Consider the following 25964-nt stretch of genomic DNA (forward strand, 5'->3'; position numbering starts at 1 on the left):
AAAGACAATATACCAAAAGGGGTAGAACGAAAATGATGCTAAAAACGCATAACTGTGGAACATTGACCAAAGCTAACGTCGGTGAGACGGTAACGCTCAACGGTTGGGTACAGCGCCGCCGTGACCTTGGAGGCGTGCTCTTTATTGATCTTCGCGACCGCAGCGGGATCGTACAAATCGTATTCAATCCGGATTTCTCCGGCGAAGCGCTTAAATTAGGCGATCGTGCGCGGAATGAATTCGTACTTGCTGTTTCTGGTAAAGTCGTGGAACGCGATGCGGAGACGGTTAACTCGAACTTGCCGACAGGTGAGGTTGAAGTACAAATTACGGAAATCGAAATTCTAAATGCAGCGAAGAACCCGCCGTTCTTCATCGAAGACGGCATCGAAATTGATGAGTCCCTTCGCTTGAAATATCGTTACCTGGATCTACGTCGTCCAGAAATGCAGAGAACATTATTGCTTCGTTCGAAGGCTGCGAAAATTTTCCGCGATTTCCTCGATGAGCAAGGCTTTATCGATGTCGAGACACCGATCTTGACGAAGAGCACACCAGAAGGTGCGCGTGACTATCTAGTACCGAGCCGGGTGCATCCAGGTGAATTCTTCGCATTGCCGCAATCACCGCAAATTTTCAAACAGTTGCTAATGGTCGGCGGGATCGAGCGTTATTACCAAATCGCACGCTGCTTCCGCGATGAAGATCTTCGTGCAGACCGTCAGCCAGAATTCACGCAAGTCGACATTGAGACTTCCTTCTTGTCCCAAGATCAATTGCTTGGCATGATGGAGCAGCTCATGGCTCGCTTGTTCAAGGAAACGATTAACGTTGATATTCCTACGCCGTTCCAACGTATAACTTATGCAGATGCAATGGGTAAATATGGCTCAGATAAACCGGACTTGCGTTTTGGCATGGAATTGATTGAGATGAACGATATCGTAGCGAACTGTGGTGTAAAAGTATTTGCTTCCGTTATTGAAAAAGGCGGCGAAGTGAAATGCTTGAACGCAAAAGGCTGCGGTACATGGAGCCGTAAAGATATCGACGATCTAGGACCATATGCAGCGCGTTATGGCGCGAAGGGCCTCGCTTGGATTCAAGTGAAAGACGGCGAGTTCAAAGGGCCTATCGTGAAATTCTTCAGCGAAGAAGAAATTGCAGCGATCAAAGAGCGTACAGGTGCAGAAGAAGGCGACTTGCTCTTGTTCTCCGCAGACAACAAGAAAGTTGTTGCTGATGTACTTGGCAACCTACGTCTCAAAATCGGCCGTCAACTCGGTTTGATTAACGATAATGAATACAAATTCGCATGGGTTGTAGACTTCCCACTTCTCGGATATGACGAAGAAGCGAAACGCTATGTCGCAGAACACCATCCGTTCACGCGTCCGAACGAAGATGATGTGCATTATTTCGACACTGACCCAGGAAAGATTCGTGCACAAGCTTACGATATCGTCTTGAACGGTTATGAAGTCGGCGGCGGTTCGATGCGGATCTACAAACGTGATGTGCAAGAGAAAATGTTCAACGCACTTGGCTTCTCGCCAGAACAAGCGAAAGAACAATTCGGCTTCTTGCTGGATGCATTCGAATACGGAACGCCTCCACACGGTGGTATTGCATTCGGATTTGACCGCTTAGTGATGCTGCTCACAGGCCGTACGAACCTACGTGAGACGATCGCATTCCCGAAAACAGCAAGTGCAACAGATTTGCTCAGCAATGCGCCATCACCGGTTGAGAGCGCACAGCTCGATCAATTGCACATCAAGCTGTCGAAAAAAGCAGCTGAAGCTGTCATCGGCTAGAGGAGGCAATCAGCACTATGCTTCATCAGTTTTCTAGAACGGAACTGGCGATTGGTCCGGATGGTCTGGACAAAATGAAGAGAAGTACCGTCGCGGTCCTTGGGATTGGCGGCGTCGGCTCGATCGCAGCGGAGGCGCTCGCGCGCACAGGGGTTGGCCGGATCATTCTCATCGATAAAGATGTGGTCGACATCACGAACATTAATCGCCAGATTCATGCGTTAACGACGACGGTGGGACAGAAGAAAGCGGATTTGATGCGTGACCGGATTAAGCTCATTAATCCGGATTGCGATGTCATCGCACTGAATATGTTCTACACGGAAGAGACCTATGAGCAGTTGTTCCAATATCCACTCGATTATGTACTGGATGCATCGGATACGATCATCTACAAGATTCATCTGATCAAACAGTGTCTCACGCGCGGGATCCCGGTCATTTCGAGCATGGGTGCAGCGAATAAGATGGATCCGACGAAATTCCAAGTAGCGGATATTTCGAAGACGTCTATGGACCCGATTGCACGTGTGATTCGTCAGAAGCTTCGCAAGGAAGGCATTAAAAAAGGTGTTCAAGTGGTCTTCTCGACGGAAGAGCCGCTGAAGCCGCGCGAAGATGTTACCCAGCGGATCGTACCGGAGAATGCGCCGGATATTCGCAAAGCGCAAATGCCGCCAGCGAGTAACGCGTTCGTACCCCCAACCGTTGGGCTAATTATGACCAGCGTTGCAGTACGTGATTTGCTCGCAACTATGCAGACAGAAGAATCATAATAATGCGAATAACCTGTTCTTGGCCGATTTGGTTGAGAGCAGGTTATTTTTTTATGCCAAGTATAGGTGAGATTATTTCAGCCGGAGGTAAGCCCAGCTTGCAATACTAATGGCAATTGCAGCTGATAGCGTTATGTAGACGAAGTAACCGATTTTCGTACGAGTCATGGTGTGATTATCGTAGTATTCGGCTTTACGCGAGTTTCCTACCCAGAGGTCCCATACAAGGCTTACAACGATGAGAGTAAAGCTTCGGATTTTCTTCATCATTCACATCCCCTTTTTCTTATATTGTAATAAAATGGGAGTTAAATTACTACATAGCATAATTCCTTATTAACAGCCCTCTAGCGTTAAATGAGGAGTTGTGTTATGATAGCTCTTAATTTAGCACCAGATACTAATATCTAGTGCTAAAAATGACTGAAGGAGGAATTAACATGACAAATTCAAATGTATTGAACGATAGTAAAATCGAAATAACTTCGCATGCACGGATTACAGCGATTGGTGCTTATGTACCTGAGCGAATCATAACGAATGTGGATCTGGAACGAATGGTAGATACCAGTGACGAGTGGATCGTACAGCGCACAGGGATTCATGAGCGAAGAGCCGTCCATGAAGGTGAGTTTACGAGTGATATGTGTATTAAGGCTGTCGACGACATGCTTGCGAACTATCCCGTTACCCTTGATGATGTCGATATGATTCTGGTGGCGACGAACACGCCTGATGTTCCATTTCCTTCAGTAGCGGCGATTGTTCAAGCGCATTTCGGAATTGCGAGCACTGGAACGTTAGATATTAATGCGACCTGTGCGGGATTCGCATATGGCTTGCATATGGCGAATGGTCTCATCAGCGCTGGGTTGCATCGGAAGATTCTCGTATTTGGTGCAGATACATTAACTCCTGTGACAGATTACACGGATCGCACGACCTGCATTCTTTTTGGTGATGGAGCGGGTGTGGTTATGCTAGAGCGCGATATGGGGAACGGCGCATTTCAGGCGGCTACTCTAGGAACGGATGGAGCCGGCGGGAAGCATGTATATCGGTCAGGAGCACGGAAGGCGCTGCATGGTACAGAACTTGTTGGAGATGGGAAGATCGTACAGAATGGTCGGGAAGTCTATCGCTTCGCGGTGAGTACGGTACCAAAAGGAATTGCTGCGTTACTGGATCAGACAGGTGGAACAACGGAGCAGATTGATTGGTTCGTACCGCATAGCGCGAATTTGCGCATTATCGAATCGATCTGTGAGAAGAGCGATATTCCATTTGAGAAGGCGCTCTATAGTCTCGAATATTACGGCAATACATCGGCTGCATCGATTCCGCTCGCCATCCATCTTGGGGTCCAGGAAGGCAAAGTGAAGCCGGGCGACAATATGTTATTGTTCGGCTTTGGCGGCGGTCTTACGTACACAGGATTGATCCTTCGCTGGATGTAGTTAGGCTCCCTTAGCTTACTTGTGGTATGATATAAGAACAAGTGTTAGCATCATATCGCAGAATAAATAAGGGTTGGGATTAGACGATGGATTTATTCTCTTATCAAGAACAATCAGATCCGGGACAGCGTTTGCTCGCAGATCGACTGCGGCCGCAGTCCCTGGATGAATACATTGGTCAGGAACATATTGTAGGACCGGGTAAATTGCTTCGAAGAGCAATCGAAGCAGATCAGGTCAGCTCGATTCTTCTCTATGGGCCGCCAGGATGCGGGAAGACGACGTTAGCTCATATCATTTCGAGGCAGACAAAAGGTACATTCGTACGCCTAAATGCAGTCGATGCATCGGTTAAGGATGTACGAGAAGTCATAGAACAAGCGAAACAGAATAAGATGATGTATGGGACGAAGACGACTCTATTCTTGGACGAGGTGCATCGCTTCAACAGTTCAAGGCAAGATGCGCTGTTGCCTGCGGTGGAGCAGGGCATCATCGTGTTCATTGGAGCGACGACGGAGAACCCGTTCCATTATGTGAACGGGGCGTTGCTCAGTCGTTCTACACTCTTCCAGCTACAGCCGCTGACGCAGGTGCATTCGCTGCTGGCCATGCGCCGTGCCCTGTCGGATGAGGGCAGGGGCCTCGGCTTCATGCAGCTCAGCGCCGATGAAGAGGCGCTGACGCACATCGCCAGCATGGCGAATGGGGACATTCGCCGTGCGCTGAATGCGCTGGAGCTGGCGGCGCTGACGACGCCGCCGGATGCGGACGGCAGCGTCCGCATCACACTCGAGGTGGCGGAGGAGTCCATCCGCCGCCCGACGGTCCGTGCAGACGAGTCGACGCAGTACGACGTCTTGTCGGCGTTCCACAAGAGCATTCGCGGATCGAGCGATGCCGCGTTGTTCTGGTTCTTCTATGCCGTCGAGAAGCTCGGCATGGACCCGATGACGTTCATCCGTCGTCTGACCGTCGCATGCAGCGAAGACATCGGCTTAGCTAATCCGCAAGCGCTCGTTCAAGCGACCAGCGCGCTGGATGCGTATCATAAGATCGGGTGGCCGGAATCCAAATATATTATTGCTCAGGCCATTCTATTTGCTGTTGAGAGTCCGAAGTCGAATGCGATTCCGCTCGCCATCTATCGCGCGATGGAAGCGATGGAGGAGATCAAGTCAGCCGAGGTGCCGCTTCATTTGCGCGATACGCATTATAAGGGGGCAGAGAAGCTGGGACATCAAGGGTACAAATATCCGCATGATTATCCAGGGCATTATGTCGTGCAGGATTATTTGCCTGCGAACATTCGAAATCGTGTCTTCTATATGGCCTCTGAGCAAGGTATGGAAGAGAAAATTAAGCATAACCAGCAGCTTCGGCGACAACCAAAATCATAGACGAAAATTTTCCTTCATTTGACGGACAAACCTACTCATCGGTATAATATAATATTAATATAAGATTTTCATATCTGAAGGAGGTGTACCTATTCGCCTTTAGCGCTTGTGAATTAAGTTTCGCAAAGGAGAATAGGGAATGAATGGATGACCCTTTACCGAGTTTGTTGAATTTATTTTTTGTGTTCGTGCTCGTATTTCTGAATGGTTTCTTCGTCGCAGCGGAGTTCGCGATGGTGAAAGTACGGGGGAGTAGAATTGATACCCTTGTGCAAGAAGGCAGTAAGAATGCGAAGTTCGCACAGAGCATCGTCAATAACTTGGATGCCTATTTATCGGCTTGTCAGTTGGGAATTACACTCGCATCACTAGGACTAGGTTGGCTGGGAGAGCCAGCAATCGCACAACTGCTCAAACCTGTGTTTGAAGCGTTAGGTTTCAATGATGTACTTATTCATACGGTTTCTATTATTATTGCGTTTCTAGTGATTACGATTCTACACATTGTGCTAGGTGAGCTTGCACCAAAGACGATGGCGATTCGAAAGTCGGAAAATGTGACGCTATGGACTGCGCCGTTTCTCATGTTCTTCCACAAGATCATGTATCCGTTCATTTGGGTGCTTAACGGACTTGCGAACAATTTACTTCGGTTGTTCGGCATTGCACCGGCATCCGAACATGATTCTGCGCATACCGAAGAAGAAATTCGTATTTTGATGAAAGAAAGTAACCGGAGTGGTCTGATCGATAACACCGAAATGACCTTAGTAGATAATATATTTGAATTCGCGGAGACGACAGCCCGTGAGATTATGATTCCGCGGACAGAGATGATCTGTCTATACACGCATTTGTCGCATGATGAGAACAAAGCGATTGCGCTCGAAGAAATGCGTACACGATATCCGGTCTGTGAGCAAGATAAAGACCATATTATTGGATTTATTCATATTAAAGATTTGCTCAAATCCGAAGAGTTAAATGATTCACGTTCGATGATTCGTCCGATTACATCCGTTCCTGAGTCGATGCAAATCAGTGCATTACTCAAATTAATGCAAAAGAATAAGACGCAAATTGCGATCTTGATCGATGAATATGGTGGTACCTCGGGTCTTGTAACCTTAGAAGATATCATGGAAGAAATCGTCGGCGAGATTCAAGATGAGTTCGATGAAGAGCGTCCTACGATTGAGAAGAAGGATGAGTTGACTTATTCATTGGATGGACTTCTGTTAATTGATGAAGTCAATGATAAGTTCGGGCTGGAGATTGAGACGGTCGACTATGACACCATTGGTGGCTGGTTGTATGCCCAAATCGAGATTCCTCCGAAGAAGGGCTTATCCATTACGTATGAAGATTACGATTTCATTGTTGAAGAGACAGATAACTTACGAGTATCTCGGATTACGCTCCGTAAGGTCGTTCGAGAGAGATCAGAGGAAGATGCTTTAGAAGCAGTGTAATCGACATAAATAATAAAAAAAGGAGCCAATCTGCGATGCGCGGATGGGCTCCTTTTTTCATTCGTGTAGATCTTATAAATTCTTAGGGTGATTTATTCACTATAACCTTGGATAAGTGCAGATATTCCTGCAAAAGTACTGTGCGAGCTATTCATAACGGTATGGAATTCAGGTGCGCGATCTTGCATAGCTTGTCTCGTATAAGGCAAGAAGAGATCGGACGCCTTGGCAATCTGTCCGCCAATGATGACCAGTTTAGGCCCGAATTCGTCCATGAATGGCAGTAGGACCTCACCGAACATCTCGCCGAATTGCCTGAATACGGCAATCGCTTGTTCATCGTGCTGATCCCGTGCTGCATCTGCGATATCTTTGACGTCAAGGCTTGCAGGAAGTCCTAATTCAGCAGCAATGCGTAATACCCCGCGTTTGGATATATAATCGTCGATCATGCTATCCCGGAAGGGACGAGCGTAAATTTCTTTATTTTTCAGTGCGATGCCTTGGTCAATAAATGCGGAACCGGTTCCTGTACCAATCGTAATACAGATGGCTCGATCGGTTTTATTGGCAGGTCCAATGAACAACTGACCCACACCAAATAGACGTGCGTCGTTATCAAATATGATTCGATAATTCGGGATCATCCGGCTGCGTAATGCTTGATCAGCATCGATGCGTTCACGCATAGCATCCAGGATGCTCACGCCATACAGGGCGTCGAACTTCTGTAGACCTTGAATTAAGCTAATACCTCGTTCATAGTCACAAGGGCCGGGATAAGCATATCCTACACCAGCAAGAGTCTGGTTAGGATCGCTAATTTTAGCCGCTTGTTTGCGAATAAGCTGATAGAAATGGTCGAGCATGAATTCTTTACTTTGATCTGAGTGTGCGGGATACGTTTCTACAGTAGATTCAATGACTTCGCCTTGGGCCGTCGTGACAGCTGCTTTGATCGCAGTACCACCGACGTCGAATACGATTGTGAAGGGATTCATAGGTTACACATCCTTGTTAAGTCTTCGTTGTAACGTTCGGGAAGCGCGCTCCCTTGTATCATGATACTAAAGATTTCGGGCAAAAACCACTCATAACAGCGAAATATCGTTCGCTGATATAGAAGCGCCCATGGCTGCGAGAGGCAACCATGGGCGTAATTTATGTTTTGGGTACTAGTTCTAATTGTATCTGTTATCCACCGACGTGCATAAGCTCACGAGGCTGTAGACTTGCCCAAGTTGTGTCTTGATCGAAGAAAATACGATAATCTGCTGCCATACGTGGCAATAGGCGCGTATCTGCAACGATGCGATCTCTCATCGCGTCGATGATGCTAACACCGTAGAGCGATTCGAACTTCTTCTGCTCCCGTATGTAGCTAATTCCTCTGTCAAGATCACAGGATCCTGGAAATACATATCCGATTCCTGCAATGAGATCGGACCCAGAAATTGTTGCAGCTTGCTTCTTAATCAGTTCATAGAGATAATCCAAGAGAAAATGTCTGCTTTGGTTCGAATACGCCGGATATACTCTGGCGGTCTTCTCTAATACTTTCCCCGACTCTGAGACGATAGCGCTTCTAATCTCTGTTCCACCGACATCAAATACGATGGTATATCGGTTCATTGTGAAACCTCCTCATGAAAGCTGCAATGATGATTGCGCATACAGTTACGATACCATGATCACCGGCCAAATGGTATTTCTCTTACGCGGGATTTATGAATTTTTTGTTAACACTTTTGGCGGTTGTGGGTGGATTGTTGTTTTTATGGAAAGGTGTGGTTAAATAGCAATATATCGTTTTTTGAAATAGGTGATGGGATAAATGATTTATAAAGTTTTGGCAGTAGGGACCGGTGGGTTTGTGGGCGCCGTGCTTCGATATGGGTTAAGTAAATGGATTCCTGCAGTGGATGGCTTCCCTTGGGGAATTCTCATCATTAACTGGAGCGGATGTCTTTTCCTCGGATGGCTTCTAACGGCAGCAGGGAAGTCGCTGAAGATCTCACCGACATGGACTCTTGCACTTGGCACAGGGTTTACAGGTGCATTTACCACATTCTCGACGTTTGCTGTTGAGACTTTCCGATTGATGGATCAGGGACATTGGCTCACGGCCATGCTATATATTTTGAGTAGCGTGATCGGTGGATTATTGCTGGCTTACATCGGGGTTAGATTAGCTGCTGTGCAAGGTGCAAAGTGCGAGTGAAGCGGGAAGGAGTGATTAGTAAATGTTATGGATCATTGGCGCGGGTGGTATCCTCGGGAGCATAAGTCGGTTCTTCCTAGGAGCTTGGGTCACTTCTCGGGCAACATCCTCTTATCCATTGGGGACTTTAGTGATCAATATAAGCGGCTCGATCATTCTCGGCTGCCTCGCAGCACTTTACGGGCAGCACGAGATATCGGAGACGCTGTATTCTTTTCTTGGGATAGGCTTCTGCGGCGCTTACACGACCTTCTCGACATTTGGTGTTGAAACAATACGATTGCTGGAACGTGAATTAAGAACACAAGCTATTATCTATGTGACGACTTCTGTCATTCTTAGCCTCGTAGGTGCAGGTGCCGGGTTCCTTATCTTCAACAGCTAAGGCTGTTCATCCATGCTACATGTTCGCATGCAGGTTCACTTCCTCTTCGCGATGGAAGGATGCATGGATGATACAGCAGATCACGGCAAGGACGCCGCCTGCTACAGCGACCCAAGCTGCATAATGAATGCCGCCTGTATCGAACATAAAGCCAATGGCATATGGGCCGAATAACCGGCCTAAGCTGCTAATGGCTCCTTCAACGCCGAGATAGAAGGGGGCGTTAGAGCCAGTCCGCTCACTGATGAAAGCAGGGACGGTTGGAGAAATCAGCATTTCCCCAATCGTAATCGTGATCATAGCGAGGATGATCATAGGATAGCTGTGATTCAAGAGAATCATGATGAATCCAGCCATATAGAAAATTGCGCTTCCGGTAAGTTGCGACGTGAGTTGTCTCATAAATCGATCATTGAGCCACCGGACGAACGGCTGACCGACAAAGATCAGAACACCATTCAGTGTCCATAGAATACTAAATGCAATAGGCTTCATGCCGATACTGTTAAGTAAGGTCGACACACCCGTCCCCCAGATCGAATTACCAAACATAATGAATAAGGCTCCAAGTGCCATGAAGAGATAAATTTGGTATGCCGAGAGCAATTGCCAAGTCTGCTGGAACGAAGATTTCGTTTTCTTCTGATGTTTGGAGCGATCAGCTGAAGAGAGATTTAAGTCCAACTTGCTCATGAACACCCAGAAGAACGTAGCGAATAAGAGGGATGTTACACCATTCAATACGAACGTGAGCTGGTAGGAGAAACTTGCAATAATGCCGCTGCATGCGGTACCAATCGCAACACCTAGATTATTGCCCACGTAAGCGATATTGTACATCTCTCGTCGACGATCCGCCCAACGGAAGCCGATAAATGCCGCAATGGCTGGCATGCTGATGGCATTGAAGAAGCCTACACACGCCATGAGCAGAGAGTAGATATGGAAATTGCTTGTGAACATTAACGAGAATTGGAACAATGACGTCATAAATAGTGCACTGACGACTAAGGCACGCATACCGACGCGATGAAATAGAGTGCCGCCGACAAGTTGCCCAGCAATACTGGCGAGTGCTTGTCCGAGCAATACAAGGCCTGCATCAGCAGCTGATCGATGGAAGAAGGAATAGATGTAGAGCGATGTTAAAGGCCACATAAATGCACTGCCTAAGGAATTGACAAAGCTAGCCGTAACAAAAATCCAAACCTCGCGGGGTAATTCTGACATTTTATTGAAGTGAAGTGGAAGCTTCATGATGATCACCTGTCTCTTAAGTCAATCTAGAAATATATAACAACATATCATAGAGCACAGACAAGAAAAAGCCCTAGAGAGTAAATCATACAAAATGGCGAAGAACATTGTACGATTTTACCCTTTAGGGCTTTTTCAGGTGAGGGTTGATCAGATTTAAACCGTGGTTAATTCTGTATGTTATTGAGCAGCAGCCATTGACTGGAGCGAAGCTTGCTTCGTTCCAGTCGATGGACGGCTGGAGGAACTACTGTATGGCGTGCCTGCTAATTCGTAAGGCAGACAGAGTGGCAGGCCCGTTCTTGGATCAGGCACGATATCGGCTTCGATGCCGAACACATCTCGCATCACTTCTGGTGTGATGACTTCGGTTGGTGAGCCGGAGCTTACAACTTTACCGCTCTTAATGGCTACCATATGCTGCGCAAACCTGGAAGCATGATTCAAATCATGGACGACCATCACGATGGTGCGTTTCTGATCTTGATTGAGCTGCTCGAGCAGCTTCAAGACTTCCAATTGGTGAGCCATATCGAGGAACGTTGTCGGTTCATCTAAGAACAACAGATCTGTGCCTTGAGCGAGTGCCATCGCGATCCATGCACGTTGTCGTTGACCACCAGATAGCTGATCGACAGGATGCATGCTGAATGCGCTCATACCAGTCACTTGTAACGCCCATTGAATCATTTCTTGATCTTCTTTATTCAGGTTGCCGAATCCCTTCTGATGCGGGAAGCGACCGTAGGAGACGAGTTCGCTGACGGTAAGACCATCTGGTGCCGTTGGATTTTGAGGTAGAATCGCCAGCTGCTTCGCAACCTCGCGTGTCGATTGACGATGCAAGGAACGTCCATCCAGGATGACCGTGCCTTTCTGTGGCTTCATAATACGTGCCATCGTCTTCAGAATCGTCGATTTACCGGACCCGTTCGCGCCGACAAGTGCTGTAATTTTTCCTTCAGGAATGACAAGATTTAAATCCTCAACGATGAGGCGATTATCATACGCAATATGAAGCTTCTCCGTAAATAAACGATTCATTTAGTCTACCCCTTTTTATAAGCAGCTAAGGTCAGAAGTGATCTGCCTGTTAGCCCGTTACGTCCAATTGAAATCAATGATATGTTAAATGAGCAAAATTCCGTTATGTTTATTCAAATGATAATGATTCTCATAATCATTGTCAATAGTTTTTGCGAAATTCAAATTTGTACAATTTTTGACCCCGCGCTTGGGGGAGTCAGATATTGCTCTTTAGAAATGCTCTGCAATCCGATAGAATCATATAGATAGATACAACAGGATATGTAAGGAGATAGATTAGCATGCCCCAAAAGATACTGATCGTAGAAGATGATATCCATATTTCCAGAATCATTAAAATGAATCTCAACTTAGTAAATTACGAGACCGTCGAGGTATACGATGGATTAGCTGCGCTTGCAGCGGTGAGGCAAGAAAAGTTCGACCTCATTCTGCTGGATGTCATGATTCCCAAGTTGGATGGGTTCGAATTAATGGAACAAATAAAACCTTATGGCATTCCGGTTATTTTCCTGACAGCCAAAAATTCGGTCTATGACAAGGTAAACGGACTTAAGCTTGGGGCCGAAGATTACATGGTCAAGCCCTTCGAAGCGATTGAGCTGCTGGCCCGCATGGAGACGGTGCTGCGCAGATACGGCAAAGAAGAGCAGGTGATGATGATACAGCATGTCCGAGTCGATCTGGACAAACGGGAAGTAACGCTGCATGGGGAGACCGTTGAGCTAACGCCGAAGGAATATGAATTACTTGTGGTGTTGTTGAAGAATAAGAATATTGCCCTCTCTAGAGAGCAGTTCCTCGATAAAGTATGGGGTAGCGATTATTACGGCGAGACCCGAACGGTGGACATGCATATCAAGTCGGTGCGTAAGAAGCTTCAGCTGCAGGATCATATTAAGACCATTTACAAAATCGGTTATCGGCTGGAGGATTAAGCCATGAAATTTTGGCATAAAATTTCATTGTTTTCATTCCTAGTCTTCGTCGTTATCTTTAATGCAGCTTCGATCCTGGTGATCGAACGAAGCCATAACAAGATTTTGTCGCAGGAAATCAACGGCGCGATAAGTCAGAACATGAGCATTCATTCAAGTATCGACGCGATTGTTCCGATTCTTCGAATCTATGATTCGCTTGATTATGAGAAGACGGTATTAACCAATGTCGCCAAGGAATTCGTAGAGAAGAATCGCGATCAACAGGTTTATATCGATATTACGAATGATAAGAATCAGTCGATTTATAGCAATGTTGATTTTAAGATGCCGATCCATCGTGAAGAACTCAGCAAGCTGGCTGTGGATGAGATTCATTACATTCTTCGAGATATCGATCAGCGTACGATCCTGTTCACCTCGAATATTACGGATATTCATCATAAAAGCTATGTCTTCACCTACATGAAAGATGTGACCTCCTTGTACGCGGATCGCTTGGAGCAGTATCGCTTCTTCGCCAAAGTGGATATTGCCGCCTGTTTCCTCTATATGCTGATCATGCTCTTCGTTAGCAGAGGGCTGACAAAGCCGATTGATCGGTTGAACCGGACGGCTCAAAGGATTGCGCAGGGAGGATTTTCGGAACGCGTCCCATTGAAATCGAAGGATGAGATTGGTATTCTGGCTCGTAATTTTAATGAAATGGCTGCGGTTGTTGAGGATAAGATTCAAGACTTGGAGAGGCACAATCAAGAGAAGCAGCGATTTATCGATAATTTTACCCATGAATTAAAGACACCTTTGACATCGATTATCGGATATGCCAATTTCCTGCGAACGACGAAATATAACGAAGAACAATTCCTCGACGGTCTGGATGTTATTTATACCGAAGGGAAACGATTAGAGTCGCTGTCGCATAAGTTGATGGACTTGATTTCGTTGCAAGAGGGCCGCGGTCAGATGGAGGAACAAGACCTAGGATCGATCATCGCCGAAATGAAACCGTCACTTGAGATGATGGCGAAGGAGAAGCAGATTGCTATCGTCCTCGATTGTGTAGAAGGCGGCAGACTGCTGTTGGACAAGGATTTGATCAAAGTACTGATCTTCAATCTCGTCGATAATGCGTTGAAGGCTTCTGCCCTACAGCAGAGCATTACGATCCGACTTTTCAGTCAGAATGATCGATACATGCTGGAAGTGATGGATCAAGGGATGGGTATCTCTGAATCGCATCGTGACAAAATATTCGAACCGTTCTATATGGCAGATAAAGCAAGATCGCCTGGTAACCAGGGAGCGGGACTAGGACTCTCTATTTGTCAGAGTGTCGCAAGGATGCACCATGCCGTTATCGAAGTTGAGAGTGAAGAAAATGAGGGCACGACGATTCGAGTTATTTTCGAACCGATCCATCCGAAAGGCGGGGGGGATATATGAATAAGCTAATTCGAATGCTCATCGGTGCAGCATTCGTGATGGTGTCGCTGACGGGTTGCGAAGGCCTATTCAACGGCATTGCCAAAGACAAGGTGATGGTGAAGAAAATAACGAAAGAGCCGAATAAGAATGAAGTGCAGTATGAAGGCGTGCTGTCGCAGGATGCGGTGAAGACTGTCAGTCTGAATGCGGTCAACAAATATTACGATAAGAACTTATCGATCGATGACGTTCAATTTGACGAGTTGCTTGCGGTAGACCAATTGAAGCTGAAAGACCTGCTGGACCGGGTGGAAAAGAAATATAAGAGTCACCCGCGCGAGAGGCAGATGTTCACATTTGAGATGGACGCTGAAGCAGAGTTGAAAAAAATTCCGAGTGGTTTATTCTATGTTACCTTGATTCATGATGCTGACCCTAGGGAAGTTTTTGATGTCGTTATTAATGCGAGAGATGGGGAGGTACTTCGAATCAATAATGTCGACCAGTCCCCTATTGTATACAACGATGTCGTGTCAGATCGGCTCATGGATGAGGTCCATGGGGTGGCGGACCGTTTTATTCAGGAGAAAATGAATGAACCATTATCGCAGTTGACCTTCGATAAGAAACAGATTCGTTGGGGCTATAGACCGGAAGTGTATTATTTGAACAAGACAAATCAAATGATAAAATATAGTGTTCAAGTTCAAATGAGTACGGAGCAAGTGGCGGGATTCAGTAAAGACGTGATGGCGCTCCTACAATATTATACAGAGTCGTAAATCTACAGATATTTGGCCAGCTGCACCTGCAGCTGGTCTTTTTGTGTGTGACTTGTTCGCTTGAATCTAAATTTTACAACTTCTATACAAGTCCATCTTACTTACCATATATTCGCCTATTACACTAGGGTTCATGGGATAGTAAGTTCATAAGGGAAAGGAAGAATGAAATGAAAAAAACATTATTCATGATGTTAACGATCCTACTGATCATTTCGGTCTCGGCATGCAGCACCCCTGCGGGTAAGGGGGAGACACAAAGCGAAAATAAGAAAACAGAAACGCTAAAAGAGAAGAATACGCCGGATTTAAAATTGGACGGGGAGAAAAAAACGATCGTGTTCTCCACCTATTTTCCTGATGAGTTTTTTAAGCAGGCAAAAAAGAAATATGAGGCCAAACATCCAAATATTACGATTGATCTCAGATATGTCGAGAGTGATGACGCCCATGGCGAAGCGGATAGCGAAAAGTATATTAAGACGACGAATACAGCCATGTTATCTGGCGCAGGACCGGATCTCATTGAGATGGACTTGTTGCCGATGGGAAGCTATGTGAACAAACAATTGTTGGTCAATATGAGTGAGATGATGGATCACGATCCGTCTTTTCAGAAAGACCAATATTTCACAAACATCCTGGACGCTGTTACATTGAACGGCGGGATCTATGGCATGCCGCTGAACTTCTTCCTGTACGGCCTTGTAGGCAATGAAACGGTGATCGATAAAAGCGGTGTGAAGATCGATGATCAAAATTGGAACTGGAGTCAATTCGTCGACGTGGCCAAAGAACTAAAGAAGGCGGATTCTTCCAAGAACCAAACGGCCTTATTAAGCGAATCGCCTTATTTGTTAAATGAAATGGTTAAAGATCAATATGCTACCTATGTGGATCAGGCTAAGGGTGAAGCCAATTTCGATTCACAAGGGTTTACCGCCCTGCTGCAACAAGTGAAATCGTTATTCGATGAACAGGTGGCTTCAGAGACCGCATCACGCTCGATATTCTGGAACACGTCGATTGTTTCCCCTGCAGACTACATTCGAACGATGAAGCAGAGTGAACATTATGGGAAGGGATATGAATTTACGTCCAAGCTGTACGCCAAACCTCATGCAGACGGGAAGGAAGCGGGAGGATATTTCAGAACCTACAAAACAATCGGGATGAATGCCAAATCGGAGGTTAAAGCCGAAGCATGGGATTTCATCAAATTTATGTTGTCGGATGAAGTACAAGCCAAAGCAGGCAGCGCGGGTTTCCCATTAAATAAGAACGTCTATCAGAAGCAAGTGCATCTGCTGCTGCAGGAAGGCAAAGTCATATCGGATCAAGAAATGGGACCGCTGAAGGGAAAGGTATTCGACGTGAAAGCACAGGATCTTCAAGGATTGGAACATTTTCTGGCTGAAGCGATCTATCCGGTGGAGTTCAGACCTTCCAAGATCGACGAGATCATTACGAATGAATCGAAGGCCTTCTTCAGCGGACAGAAGTCAGCCGAAGACGTAGGGAAGTTAATTCAAAATCGAGTGACGACCTTCTTGAATGAATAACCAGGAGCCGACAGAATCAAGGTCAGCTGCAACCGCAGTTGGCCTTTTTGCGCTGTGCTGCTTGTTGAATTCAGCATTTTACAACTTCATTACAAGTCCATCTCACTTATCATATATTCCCGTACTACACTGGTAGAAGTACAAGTCGTGGCAGTCGACGATGAACGAATATGCTCAGTGAAAAGGTTGGGAGAAGGTTCATTTTTCGCATTCGAAGTGGATTTAGGAGATGTTAAATATGGTGGGAAAATGTTATCGGGGCAAAATATTTAAGTTGCTACGACAAGATTGGATGGTGGCTGTTCTTTTCATAGCGCCGAGCTTGATAGGCTTCGCAATTTTTTATCTTATTCCGTTTGTTATGGGATTTTTCTATTCTTTCCAAGATAGCGCGGTAGATGGCTCTTTTGTCGGTTTTGATAATTATAATGAACTGTTGGCTAGCGGATCCTTCCGTAAAGCGGCATCAAACACATTCCTATTTACCGGTATAAGTGTACCGCTCATCGTTGTTTTATCCTTATTATTTGCGATTTTGCTGAATCAAAAATTATTTATTCGGAATTGGCTGCAGACGGCTTTTGTATTGCCACTTGTGGTACCTGTCGCCTCGATCGTCATGATGTGGCAAATATTGTTCGACTGGAATGGTACAGTAAATGTTTGGATGCAAAGCATGCATATCGAACGGATCGATTGGATGAAATCCGATTGGTCCATGGGTGTGTTGGTTGTCGTGTACACATGGAAAAATATCGGGTACAACATCATTTTATTCTTGGCCGGACTACAAAGTATACCTAAGGATTACTATGAAACGGCGGATATCGAAGGTGCTGGTAGATTTCATAAATTGATTCATATTACGCTGGTCTACTTGACTCCGACCATGTTCTTTGTCGTTCTGATGTCTATTATTAATTCCTTCAAAGTTTTTCGTGAAACGTATCTGATTGCAGGAGATTATCCACATGACCGTATTTATATCCTGCAGCATTATATGAACAACATGTTTCTATCACTCGATATTCAGAAACTAACGGCCGCTGCCACGTTGATGGTTGGCTTCATTCTAATCAGTGTGACAGTCATGCTCTCCATAGAACGCCGTTTTCGGCAATTCATGGATTAAGCATAAGGAGGGTGATAGGGTTGGCTTTTTTTCGCAAGTTTGCGTTGACGTTGGTGATGGGGATGATCGCCGCGATGATGCTGTTTCCTATTGTTGTTACATTCACCAACTCCTTGATGACGGAAGGTGAGATTGAGCATAACTATCATCTCATTGGCGAGATGATCAATACTTCAGCAGGAGAGAAAGATGGCTTTGTTAACTTGAAGATATTCCCCGATTGGCTGTCATTTCATCAATATGCGGAGGTGTTGGTTCATAAACCGATGTTCCTTCAGATGTTTTGGAATTCCGTATGGTTGGTCACGCCTATTATCGTTGGGCAAGTGCTAGTCGCATCTCTGGCGGCCTATGCTTTTGCCAAGCTTCGATTTTGGGGTCGGGATAAGTTGTTTGTCATTTATTTAATGACCATGATTATGCCGTTTCAAGTCACCTTGGTTCCCAACTACATTATTGTGGAGAAACTTGGACTCATGAACACAACATCCGCGATTATTTTACCGGGAATTTTCAGTGCTTTCGGTGTATTTATGCTAAGACAGTTCATGCTGCATATTCCGAATTCGTATATCGAAGCGGCCAAAATGGACGGAGCTGGACAATTAAGGATTTTTTATAAGATTATCGTTCCTCTAATTCAACCTGGAATCGCAGCACTGATCGTCTTGCTGTTCGTTGACAATTGGAATATGGTCGAGCAGCCGCTTATTTTTCTGGAGGATGCATTCAAGCAGCCGTTATCGCTATATTTGTCGCGAATTAATGAAGGGGCCCGGGGTGTTGCGTTTGCTGCATCGGTTCTGTTTATGGCACCCATGGTGCTGTTGTATCTTTATGCAGAGTCTTATTTTGTCGAAGGCATTCAGCTATCGGGGATTAAAGGATAAGGGAGGATTACCATGCAGTTACAATCTGCCGAACAAGCGGTAATGGGACGCAAACGAACGATTCGAATCGTTGCAATATTGTTCATTTTCGTACTGATTGCCTTTACGCTGCTTGGCAATACGATCATGGCGCTGACATTGCCTAAAGTCGCGGTCATCGAGCCGAAGCCTGGACAACTCACTCACACATTTAAGGGTAGTGGAATATTGAAGTGGCGTGCGGAAATGGAATTGGCGAATCCAACAAGCAGTATCGTGAAGAAGATAAAAGTCAAGAAAGGGGATGTGGTAAAGAAGGGACAGCAACTCGTGATATATGATCGCACCGATGCGGAACAACAGATCTTAGACGAGCAAGCGAGTCTTCATAAGCTTAAGATTGCCATAGAGGAGCAGCAGAGCAGCTATATTATGGCAGTCCAGAGTGGGGATGAGCTGCAAATAAAGGGCGCGAAACGCCAAATCGATACCAGCAAAATTGATCTGGATGTGCAGCAGCGTAAAATCCAAAAAATGCAGGAGGATTTGACGAAAAGTCGAACATTGGTGGCTCCGTTTGACGGCATGATCACGGAAGTGGGCGCGATAGAAGGTCTATCTTCCACCAGTAAGGGACCTGATGTGCGAATCTCGAATGGGAGCCTTGGATATGATGCGGAAGTATGGGTTCCAGCGAAAATGGCATCCTTCTTGAAGATAGGCGATAGGCTTGATGTCCAAGTGAATGGCAGCCAAGTGGAGCAAGTCGAAGGTGTGCTTGCCGATATTCAAGATGGGAACGGTACAGAGCTGAGCAGTGGCGATGCAGGCGGGGGGACGTCTCCGAACGCGCCTATGAAGCGTCTGCGCATCACGATCCAAGGCGAAGGCTGGAAAGGCGGCGAGAATGTTCAAGTGGAGTTGGTGAGACAGACAGCCGCGGAAGCGCTGCTGATCTCAAATCAAGCGATACATGAAGATTCAAGCGGAAAGTACGTCTATCGGGTAGAAGAGCGGAACGGTCCGCTTGGCAATGCGTTCTATGTCCAGAGAGCATCGATTACTGTCGTGGATGCGAATGATCATGAATCTGCCATAACCGAAGGACTGTTCGAACAGGATCAAGTGATATTAGAAAGCAGCGAGCCGCTGCAGGAGGGAAATAAGGTTCGAATGTAATTAAGATACGCGAAATAACCGCTCAGACTCGTTAGGTCTGGGCGGTTATTCGTATATAGCTAACGGATTTTTATCGTGTAGCGGACGTTTGTCTATACAGTTGGCTCCGGCTGCATTTTATGCACCTGATCGATCGTTCCGCCTCCAAGACATACATCGCCATCGAAGAAGACGACGGCTTGTCCTGGTGTAACGGCCTTTTGCGGTTGATCGAATTTCACTTCAGCCGTGTCTGCCGTTAACCAAGTGATCGTGACGCCTTGATCGGGCTGACGGTAGCGGAATTTCGCTGTGCAGCGCATGGATTCGCCTGGATGGATCGTGCGGTTACCCCGAATCCAGTTGATCCCTGTCGCCGTGAGGCCGTGCGAATACAGACTGATGTGCTGATCCCCTTGGACGACATAGAGAATGTTCTGTTCGAGATCCTTATCTGCCACGAACCAAGGCTCACCCGAACCGGAACCGCCAATACCTAGCCCTTGGCGTTGACCGAGGGTATAGTACATTAAGCCGTCGTGGCGACCTTTGATCTCGCCGGTGCGAATATCGACCATATTGCCGGATTTGGCAGGCAGATAATTGCTGAGGAACTCCTTGAAGTTTCGTTCGCCGATGAAGCAGACGCCTGTACTGTCTTTTTTCTTCGCTGTAGCAAGTCCAGCTTCTTCTGCGATCCGACGGACTTCCTTCTTCGGCAGATGACCGATCGGGAACATGGCTTTGGAAAGCTGCTGTTGATTGAGTGCATTCAAGAAATAAGTTTGATCCTTGTTGCTGTCAACGCCGCGAAGCAGCTTGAACTCGCCATCTTCCTCTACGACACGCGCATAGTGCCCAGTAGCCAGATAGTCTGCGCCTAGATCCATTGCTTTCTGCAAAAATTCGCCGAATTTGATCTCGCGGTTGCACATGACATCTGGATTTGGTGTCCGTCCGCGTTTGTACTCGTCTAAGAAATAAGAGAATACTTTATCGAAATATTGCTTCTCAAAATTGACTGTATAATAAGGAATGCCGATTTGTTCACAGACGCGACGGACATCTTCTGCATCATCTTCTGCCGTGCAGTGTCCGAACTCATCTGTATCATCCCAGTTCTTCATGAATATTCCGATGACATCGTAGCCTTGTTCTTTGAGTAACAGAGCGGTAACCGAAGAATCGACGCCGCCTGACATGCCGACGATGACACGGATGTTCGAATTCGAATTTGACATCGTTATCACCATTTCTCTCCTATATTTCAAAAGGTCTGCCTTGCAAATGTAGAACTTTGAGTATATTGTAACATAACATTTGATTTTCATCGAATAATGTGCATAGAACTTAGATGTCACAACATTTTCGTGAATAGGTTGATGTTTTTTTGACCATAACGATGATAAATATGTTACGATAAACACAGGTGTGTCATTGGAATTATCGGAATACAATGCTTTAAATTATTGAAGTGATGAGAGAGGTGCTCTTTTTGAAAATATCAACAAAAGGCCGTTACGGCTTAACGATCATGATGGAGCTCGCAGCCAAGTTCGGTGACGGGCCTATTTCTTTGAAAAGTATTGCAGAGAAGAATCAATTGTCGGAGCATTACTTGGAGCAATTGGTTGCTCCGCTTCGCAATGCGGGCCTTGTGAAAAGTGTTCGCGGCGCATACGGCGGTTACATCCTTTCGAAGGAAGCAGAACAGATTACGGCAGGCGATGTCATTCGTGTGTTGGAAGGACCGATCTCGCCGGTTGATTTTACGGAAGAAGACGATCCTGCCAAGCGTGATTTGTGGCTTCGAATTCGGGACAGTATTGCTCTTGTGCTCGATTCCACGACGCTCGCTGACCTGATCAATTTCAAAGATGAAGGTGCGCTGGATAATTACATGTTCTATATCTAAGCTGCAGCTGCGGTAACCATCGAATTGTGAGTAAGTTAATAGACAGCAGGTGAATGAAAATGTCATATATTTATTTAGATCATGCTGCAACGACGCCGATGCATCCAGCGGTTGTGGAGGAGATGACGCGATATATGCAGGGGCATTTCGGTAATGCCTCTAGCGTCCATCGGATCGGTCGTGAAACGAAGCAGTATCTGAATCAAGCGCGAGATCGTATTGCGGCAAGACTTCGTTGCCACCCGAATGAACTGGTATTTACAGCGGGTGGAACAGAGAGCGACAACATGGCGCTCTTCGGCGCAGTATCGTACGAGAGAGATCGTACGGGCAAGAAGCATATCATCACATCGCAGATTGAACATCATGCTGTGCTGCATGCCTGTGAGCAATTGGAACGCATGGGGGTGGAGGTTACTTACGTACCTGTCGATACTTCTGGACGCGTACGACTGGAAGATATCGAAGCTGCCATTCGCCCAGATACGGTGCTCATTAGCATCATGTACGGGAACAATGAAGTGGGAACACTGCAGCCGATTCGTGAGATTGGCGAGCTGGCCAGATCGAAAGGTATTCGATTTCATGTGGATGCCGTACAGGCATTAGGTGCTTGCCCACTCGATTTGTCGGAATTACCCGTGGACCTCATGAGTTTATCCTCGCACAAAATTAATGGACCCCAAGGTGTTGGTGCGCTATATATTTCACGCCGCACAACCATTGATCCTCTCCTGTTCGGAGGTTCCCAGGAGCGCAAACGGAGATCGGGCACGGAGAATATCGCCGGAATCCTTGGATTTGCCAAAGCTGTGGAGCTTGCGACAGATGCACTCGATGATAAGATTCAATTTGCCTCCCATTTACGAAATACGATGTTTGATCAGCTTCAAGCACAGCTTGGTGCTCAGCATGTTGTCCTGAATGGCCATGTTAGCGAGCATTTGCCGCATATTCTGAATATCAGCTTGATCGGCGTGTCGACTGAGACGATGCTGATGAATTTAGATATGGAAGGGATAGCTGCAGCTAGCGGATCTGCTTGTACTTCAGGTTCGCTCGAAATATCGCATGTTCTGCAAGCGATGCATCTACCTGAGGAAGTTCTCCGCAGCGCGGTTCGTTTTAGTTTCGGTTTGGGCAATACTATAGAAGATGTGGAAGAAACCATAGCGAAAATTGCAACCATTTACACACGGCTGCGTAATAGAAGTTAGGGGTTTCTATGTGGGCAAGGAGGGATAACCATCCACATCATTCGGAGGACCGTCGGACATGCTGTTGTATCGTGCATTCGAGGTTCAGACCGCTATACCGAAATGAGGAGGACCTTGATAACGCATCATGAAGCTGCTAGAAATGATCGGATTACCCATCTATGAAGTTGAGACCGGCAGACGGGTCGGTAAAATACAGGATTTCTACCTGACGCCAGATTGGCAGATGGAGGGAATTGAACTGGAAGGAAAGAAGTGGTTCGCTACTTCACCCATTCGGATGGTGCCGTGGCAAGAGATAACGGCTTGCGGCGAAGATGCCGTGATGATTGCGAATAAACAGGCGATTCAGAAGCGAAGCGCCGTCGATATACAATATACACTCCTGTGCGGGGATCGCAGAATACGCGATCTCCCACTGTTAACACCTGATGGAAATCAACTCGGTCGTGTTGTCGATGTTTACGTTGACCAGAAATTGGGTAATACAATAATAGGTTTAGAAATTACGGATGGTTTTATTTCAGATCTCATCGAAGGCCGCAAGTGGCTACGGGTGTCCGACGTGCTGCAGATTGGTCAAGATGCCATCATGGTTCCTGTAGACATTGAGCAACGTCTGGAGAAAATCATTACTTCTGTTAATGGATAGGTGAATGTTATGATGAGATGCCCAAATTGCAACTCCAAGGATATCGGCAAGATTGGTTCTCACCAGTTCTACTGCTGGGGATGCTTTATTGAGCTTACCGTGAACGGGGAGAAAATGTCTGTCTTCCAAGTGGAAGAGGATGGGACACTCAGCTCATTGGATGATTTGTTTTTTGGCGAGGAAGTGCCGCAGGATTTCCCCTCGGTTCAGGTTTCTCCATAATTTCATACACAATGTGTAATCATGATACCCTTGTTTCGGTATGGAAAGCCTGCCTTTATCCATGTCATCCGGAACAGGGGTTTTTGGTCTTTGCTGCTTGGCTTATAAATTCCCTACCAGGTACATATACTGATCTATATGCTAGTCCGAACGGTGGGGATGTACGAAAATGGAGCGATTTACGAAAAGTCGATTTTTTATATTTGGTGTGTTTACGCTTCTGGGCTTGCTGATTTTGTACATGCTGCTGCAGATTAAGCCCATTATCGTCGGAATCTATGATTTCGTGAAGGCGGTTCTTGCCCCTTTCTTGGTCGCTATGATTATTGCTTATGTGCTGAATCCGATTGTGAACCTGCTTAAGGAACGAAAAGTACCGCGAACGATGGCGGTCTTACTTATTTATGCGGTATTCCTCACTTCGCTTACCGTTATTCTCATGAATGTGATTCCGATGTTCATGAAGCAGCTGCAAGAGTTAAGCGAGCATATGCCGGAGTTGAATATGAAGGCACAGAGCTTGGTGCAGGATCTGAATCATTCTTTGCTGCCGCCGAGCATCCGTTCTGGCATCTTTCATTGGATCGGGCAGCTGGAGACGAAGCTTGCGCACACGATTTCGAGTCTGATGAATAATATTGGCGAGACGATTAATTTACTGATGGTTGCGTTTATCGTGCCGTTTCTTATTTTCTATATCCTCAAGGATTTCGAAGTATTCGAGCGGGCGGTGATTCTGTATGTGCCTCGCAGTCATCGGAAGCAGATCGTCAAGTTAATGAAAGATATTGACTCGGCGCTAGGGAACTATATTCGAGGTCAATTCCTGGTCTGTCTAATTATTGGCGTACTCGCTTATATTGGCTACTGGTTGATTGGGATGCCATATCCGTTATTGCTCGCCAGTGTCGTCGCAATCTTCAATATTATTCCGTATCTCGGTCCGTTTTTCGGTGCTGCTCCTGCGATTCTCATGGCGTTCATGGTCTCTTGGAAAATGGTCCTGTTCGTCGTGATCATCAATACAATCTGCCAGATCCTTGAGGGGAATGTGATCTCACCCCAGGTCGTTGGCCGCACGTTACATATGCATCCGTTATTAATCATTTTCGCATTGCTTGTTGGCGGTGAAATCGCGGGTGTGCTTGGATTGATTTTGGCCGTGCCATTCTTCGCCGTCATGAAGGTCATTCTTCAACATTTCTTTGCTTATTATGTGAGGCGAAAGACAATCTGAGGGGCTATTTGACAGGAATCAGCTTGGTCGATATACTTTAATATTATTGTGAAAAAATGGTCTATACTCATCAATACGTGGATGAAATCAAGTAAGCCGCACCTATGCTCAGAGAGCAGATTCCTTCCCAGCCATATGGTTCTAACGATATGCTGCTGTGATGGCTGTAAGAGTCTGCAATGAAGGACGGTTGAACGCTAATTTCGGAGTGCGAATGAACTTCGCCGGTTGGCCCCGTTAACGGCTCTACGAGGCGATCCAGCTGCTGCTAGCAGATGGATAACCAGGGTGGTACCGCGATTTTTCGTCCCTGAATTTATTTGGGGACGTTTATTTGTGTTTGCCGTGGGCCATCCCCCTAAGTCCCCCTTTGAAAGGGGGATTCCAAGGGTTCCCCTCTGGACACCCAAAGTTTGTCGAGGTGCGGGGCAGAGGCGCTTTTTCCTGCTACTGTGGCGGTGAGAGCGCTACTGTCCTTCGGACCCGCTTGGACGTTGGTGCAGTGCTGTGCATTGAACCTGCGCGGTGCTGCGTTCAATGTGGTCTCTTGGCGAAGCTCTGAAGCAGAGAATACATTGCCCCTGCGCGGTGCTGCGGGCAATGTAGGTGCATGTAACGCTTCGGAGCAGAGCCTTGTGTAAGCAGCTCAGTGAGGGCGGACGGGCGCAGCGTCCGCCGAGCCTCGGAGGTCCAAGCGCCTCCGAGGAGCGAATTCTTTTTTATCCCACGGTGAGGCGTGCGACGTGGAGGGCTTGGAATAGCGAGAAGATGGGTGAATATCAGCGGAGTGGCTGAAATCGTACTGGAGAAGCGATAGCGTTCGCATTTGTCCCCGGATTTCTACCTCTTCGTGTTCTAGTTCAATCAGAGAAATCTGGGGACAAGAGCGATCGGAAGAACGATTCAGTCGCGGAGCGGCCGGGTTTCACCCATTTCTTCGAGCGGACATTCCAACTTGCCTGTAACACAGCTCGCCCCCTCACCTTTATAAAAACAAATTTTAACTTGGAGGTATCCCCC

At 46.5% G+C, this 25964-nt stretch carries 26 protein-coding genes; 20 read left to right on the forward strand and 6 right to left on the reverse strand.

Features of this window, described 5'->3' with window-relative positions; translation table 11 throughout:
• Window positions 1-35: 35 nt before the first annotated feature.
• Both aspS and ACFQZR_RS11200 read left to right on the forward strand, forming a co-directional pair.
• Window positions 36-1817 (forward strand): aspartate--tRNA ligase, encoded by a 1782-nt coding sequence (aspS, locus tag ACFQZR_RS11195; protein WP_379348800.1) that lies wholly within the window; start codon window positions 36-38, stop codon window positions 1815-1817.
• A 17-nt stretch (window positions 1818-1834) separates the two neighbouring features.
• A complete protein-coding gene (locus ACFQZR_RS11200) occupies window positions 1835-2593 on the forward strand; it encodes a tRNA threonylcarbamoyladenosine dehydratase (RefSeq protein WP_379345778.1) in 759 nt (252 codons plus the stop codon).
• Between the two features lie 72 nt (window positions 2594-2665).
• Here the strand turns inward: ACFQZR_RS11200 and ACFQZR_RS11205 are convergent, their stop codons facing one another.
• On the reverse strand, window positions 2666-2863 hold the full coding sequence (locus ACFQZR_RS11205; protein ID WP_379345780.1) for a hypothetical protein: 198 nt from the start codon (window positions 2861-2863) through the stop codon (window positions 2666-2668).
• A gap of 170 nt (window positions 2864-3033) precedes the next feature.
• Here ACFQZR_RS11205 and ACFQZR_RS11210 point away from each other — a divergent pair, with 170 nt between their 5' ends.
• The 3 genes from ACFQZR_RS11210 (at window position 3034) to ACFQZR_RS11220 (ending at window position 6922) form a co-directional block, all read left to right on the forward strand.
• The gene (locus ACFQZR_RS11210; protein ID WP_379345782.1) at window positions 3034-4050 is read left to right on the forward strand and encodes a ketoacyl-ACP synthase III; all 1017 of its coding nucleotides are present in this window, start codon (window positions 3034-3036) and stop codon (window positions 4048-4050) included.
• 86 nt (window positions 4051-4136) lie between these two features.
• Window positions 4137-5450: a replication-associated recombination protein A gene (locus ACFQZR_RS11215; protein WP_379345784.1), complete on the forward strand. Its 1314-nt coding sequence runs from the start codon at window positions 4137-4139 to the stop codon at window positions 5448-5450.
• A 143-nt stretch (window positions 5451-5593) separates the two neighbouring features.
• Entirely contained in the window at window positions 5594-6922 is a 1329-nt protein-coding gene (locus ACFQZR_RS11220) for a hemolysin family protein (RefSeq protein WP_379345786.1), read from the forward strand.
• A 92-nt stretch (window positions 6923-7014) separates the two neighbouring features.
• Here ACFQZR_RS11220 and ACFQZR_RS11225 read toward each other — a convergent pair whose 3' ends face one another.
• Window positions 7015-7923: an ROK family protein gene (locus ACFQZR_RS11225; RefSeq protein ID WP_379345788.1), complete on the reverse strand. Its 909-nt coding sequence runs from the start codon at window positions 7921-7923 to the stop codon at window positions 7015-7017.
• Between the two features lie 193 nt (window positions 7924-8116).
• A complete protein-coding gene (locus ACFQZR_RS11230; RefSeq protein ID WP_379345790.1) occupies window positions 8117-8554 on the reverse strand; it encodes a hypothetical protein in 438 nt (145 codons plus the stop codon).
• 202 nt (window positions 8555-8756) lie between these two features.
• On the opposite strand from ACFQZR_RS11230, the gene crcB (ACFQZR_RS11235) reads away from it, so the two are divergent.
• Window positions 8757-9143, forward strand: coding sequence for a fluoride efflux transporter CrcB (gene crcB, locus ACFQZR_RS11235; RefSeq protein ID WP_379345792.1), 387 nt, complete (start codon window positions 8757-8759; stop codon window positions 9141-9143).
• 22 nt (window positions 9144-9165) lie between these two features.
• Window positions 9166-9528 carry a fluoride efflux transporter CrcB gene (gene crcB, locus ACFQZR_RS11240; RefSeq protein WP_379345794.1) on the forward strand — a complete coding sequence of 121 codons (363 nt, stop codon included), beginning with the start codon at window positions 9166-9168 and terminating at the stop codon, window positions 9526-9528.
• A 15-nt stretch (window positions 9529-9543) separates the two neighbouring features.
• Here crcB (ACFQZR_RS11240) and ACFQZR_RS11245 read toward each other — a convergent pair whose 3' ends face one another.
• Together ACFQZR_RS11245 and ACFQZR_RS11250 are read right to left on the reverse strand one after the other, a co-directional pair.
• Entirely contained in the window at window positions 9544-10758 is a 1215-nt protein-coding gene (locus ACFQZR_RS11245; RefSeq protein WP_379345796.1) for an MFS transporter, read from the reverse strand.
• Between the two features lie 207 nt (window positions 10759-10965).
• Window positions 10966-11829, reverse strand: a complete 864-nt coding sequence (locus ACFQZR_RS11250) for an ABC transporter ATP-binding protein (protein WP_379345798.1) — start codon at window positions 11827-11829, stop codon at window positions 10966-10968.
• A gap of 284 nt (window positions 11830-12113) precedes the next feature.
• Here ACFQZR_RS11250 and ACFQZR_RS11255 point away from each other — a divergent pair, with 284 nt between their 5' ends.
• The 7 genes from ACFQZR_RS11255 to ACFQZR_RS11285 all read left to right on the forward strand — a co-directional run bounded on the left by ACFQZR_RS11255 (window position 12114) and on the right by ACFQZR_RS11285 (window position 19722).
• Window positions 12114-12770 carry a response regulator transcription factor gene (locus ACFQZR_RS11255; protein ID WP_379345800.1) on the forward strand — a complete coding sequence of 219 codons (657 nt, stop codon included), beginning with the start codon at window positions 12114-12116 and terminating at the stop codon, window positions 12768-12770.
• A 3-nt stretch (window positions 12771-12773) separates the two neighbouring features.
• Window positions 12774-14216, forward strand: coding sequence for a sensor histidine kinase (locus ACFQZR_RS11260; RefSeq protein WP_379345802.1), 1443 nt, complete (start codon window positions 12774-12776; stop codon window positions 14214-14216).
• Window positions 14213-14980, forward strand: coding sequence for a hypothetical protein (locus tag ACFQZR_RS11265; RefSeq protein WP_379345804.1), 768 nt, complete (start codon window positions 14213-14215; stop codon window positions 14978-14980). The genes ACFQZR_RS11260 and ACFQZR_RS11265 overlap by 4 nt, the downstream gene beginning before the upstream one ends.
• Before the next feature lie 170 nt (window positions 14981-15150).
• Window positions 15151-16542 (forward strand): ABC transporter substrate-binding protein, encoded by a 1392-nt coding sequence (locus ACFQZR_RS11270; RefSeq protein ID WP_379345806.1) that lies wholly within the window; start codon window positions 15151-15153, stop codon window positions 16540-16542.
• 238 nt (window positions 16543-16780) lie between these two features.
• Window positions 16781-17674 (forward strand): carbohydrate ABC transporter permease, encoded by an 894-nt coding sequence (locus ACFQZR_RS11275; RefSeq protein WP_379345808.1) that lies wholly within the window; start codon window positions 16781-16783, stop codon window positions 17672-17674.
• 20 nt (window positions 17675-17694) lie between these two features.
• Window positions 17695-18564 (forward strand): carbohydrate ABC transporter permease, encoded by an 870-nt coding sequence (locus tag ACFQZR_RS11280; RefSeq protein ID WP_379345810.1) that lies wholly within the window; start codon window positions 17695-17697, stop codon window positions 18562-18564.
• Between the two features lie 12 nt (window positions 18565-18576).
• Window positions 18577-19722: an efflux RND transporter periplasmic adaptor subunit gene (locus ACFQZR_RS11285; protein ID WP_379345813.1), complete on the forward strand. Its 1146-nt coding sequence runs from the start codon at window positions 18577-18579 to the stop codon at window positions 19720-19722.
• A gap of 92 nt (window positions 19723-19814) precedes the next feature.
• On the opposite strand, the gene mnmA is transcribed toward ACFQZR_RS11285, so the two are convergent.
• Window positions 19815-20942, reverse strand: coding sequence for a tRNA 2-thiouridine(34) synthase MnmA (gene mnmA, locus ACFQZR_RS11290; RefSeq protein ID WP_379345815.1), 1128 nt, complete (start codon window positions 20940-20942; stop codon window positions 19815-19817).
• 254 nt (window positions 20943-21196) lie between these two features.
• On the opposite strand from mnmA, the gene cymR reads away from it, so the two are divergent.
• The 6 genes from cymR to ACFQZR_RS11320 all read left to right on the forward strand — a co-directional run bounded on the left by cymR (window position 21197) and on the right by ACFQZR_RS11320 (window position 25585).
• Window positions 21197-21616, forward strand: a complete 420-nt coding sequence (cymR, locus tag ACFQZR_RS11295; protein ID WP_018757097.1) for a cysteine metabolism transcriptional regulator CymR — start codon at window positions 21197-21199, stop codon at window positions 21614-21616.
• 59 nt (window positions 21617-21675) lie between these two features.
• Entirely contained in the window at window positions 21676-22833 is a 1158-nt protein-coding gene (locus ACFQZR_RS11300; protein ID WP_379345818.1) for a cysteine desulfurase family protein, read from the forward strand.
• Between the two features lie 127 nt (window positions 22834-22960).
• Window positions 22961-23485: a PRC-barrel domain-containing protein gene (locus ACFQZR_RS11305; protein ID WP_018757099.1), complete on the forward strand. Its 525-nt coding sequence runs from the start codon at window positions 22961-22963 to the stop codon at window positions 23483-23485.
• 12 nt (window positions 23486-23497) lie between these two features.
• Complete coding sequence (locus ACFQZR_RS11310) at window positions 23498-23707, forward strand: hypothetical protein (RefSeq protein ID WP_018757100.1); 210 nt, start codon at window positions 23498-23500, stop codon at window positions 23705-23707.
• A gap of 169 nt (window positions 23708-23876) precedes the next feature.
• A complete protein-coding gene (locus ACFQZR_RS11315) occupies window positions 23877-24944 on the forward strand; it encodes an AI-2E family transporter (protein ID WP_379345820.1) in 1068 nt (355 codons plus the stop codon).
• A gap of 413 nt (window positions 24945-25357) precedes the next feature.
• Window positions 25358-25585, forward strand: coding sequence for a hypothetical protein (locus tag ACFQZR_RS11320; protein WP_379345822.1), 228 nt, complete (start codon window positions 25358-25360; stop codon window positions 25583-25585).
• The last annotated feature ends 379 nt before the right edge of the window (window positions 25586-25964 follow it).

This window comes from Paenibacillus sp. GCM10027629, from assembly GCF_042676425.1.
Taxonomy (GTDB): domain Bacteria; phylum Bacillota; class Bacilli; order Paenibacillales; family Paenibacillaceae; genus Paenibacillus_K; species Paenibacillus_K terrigena.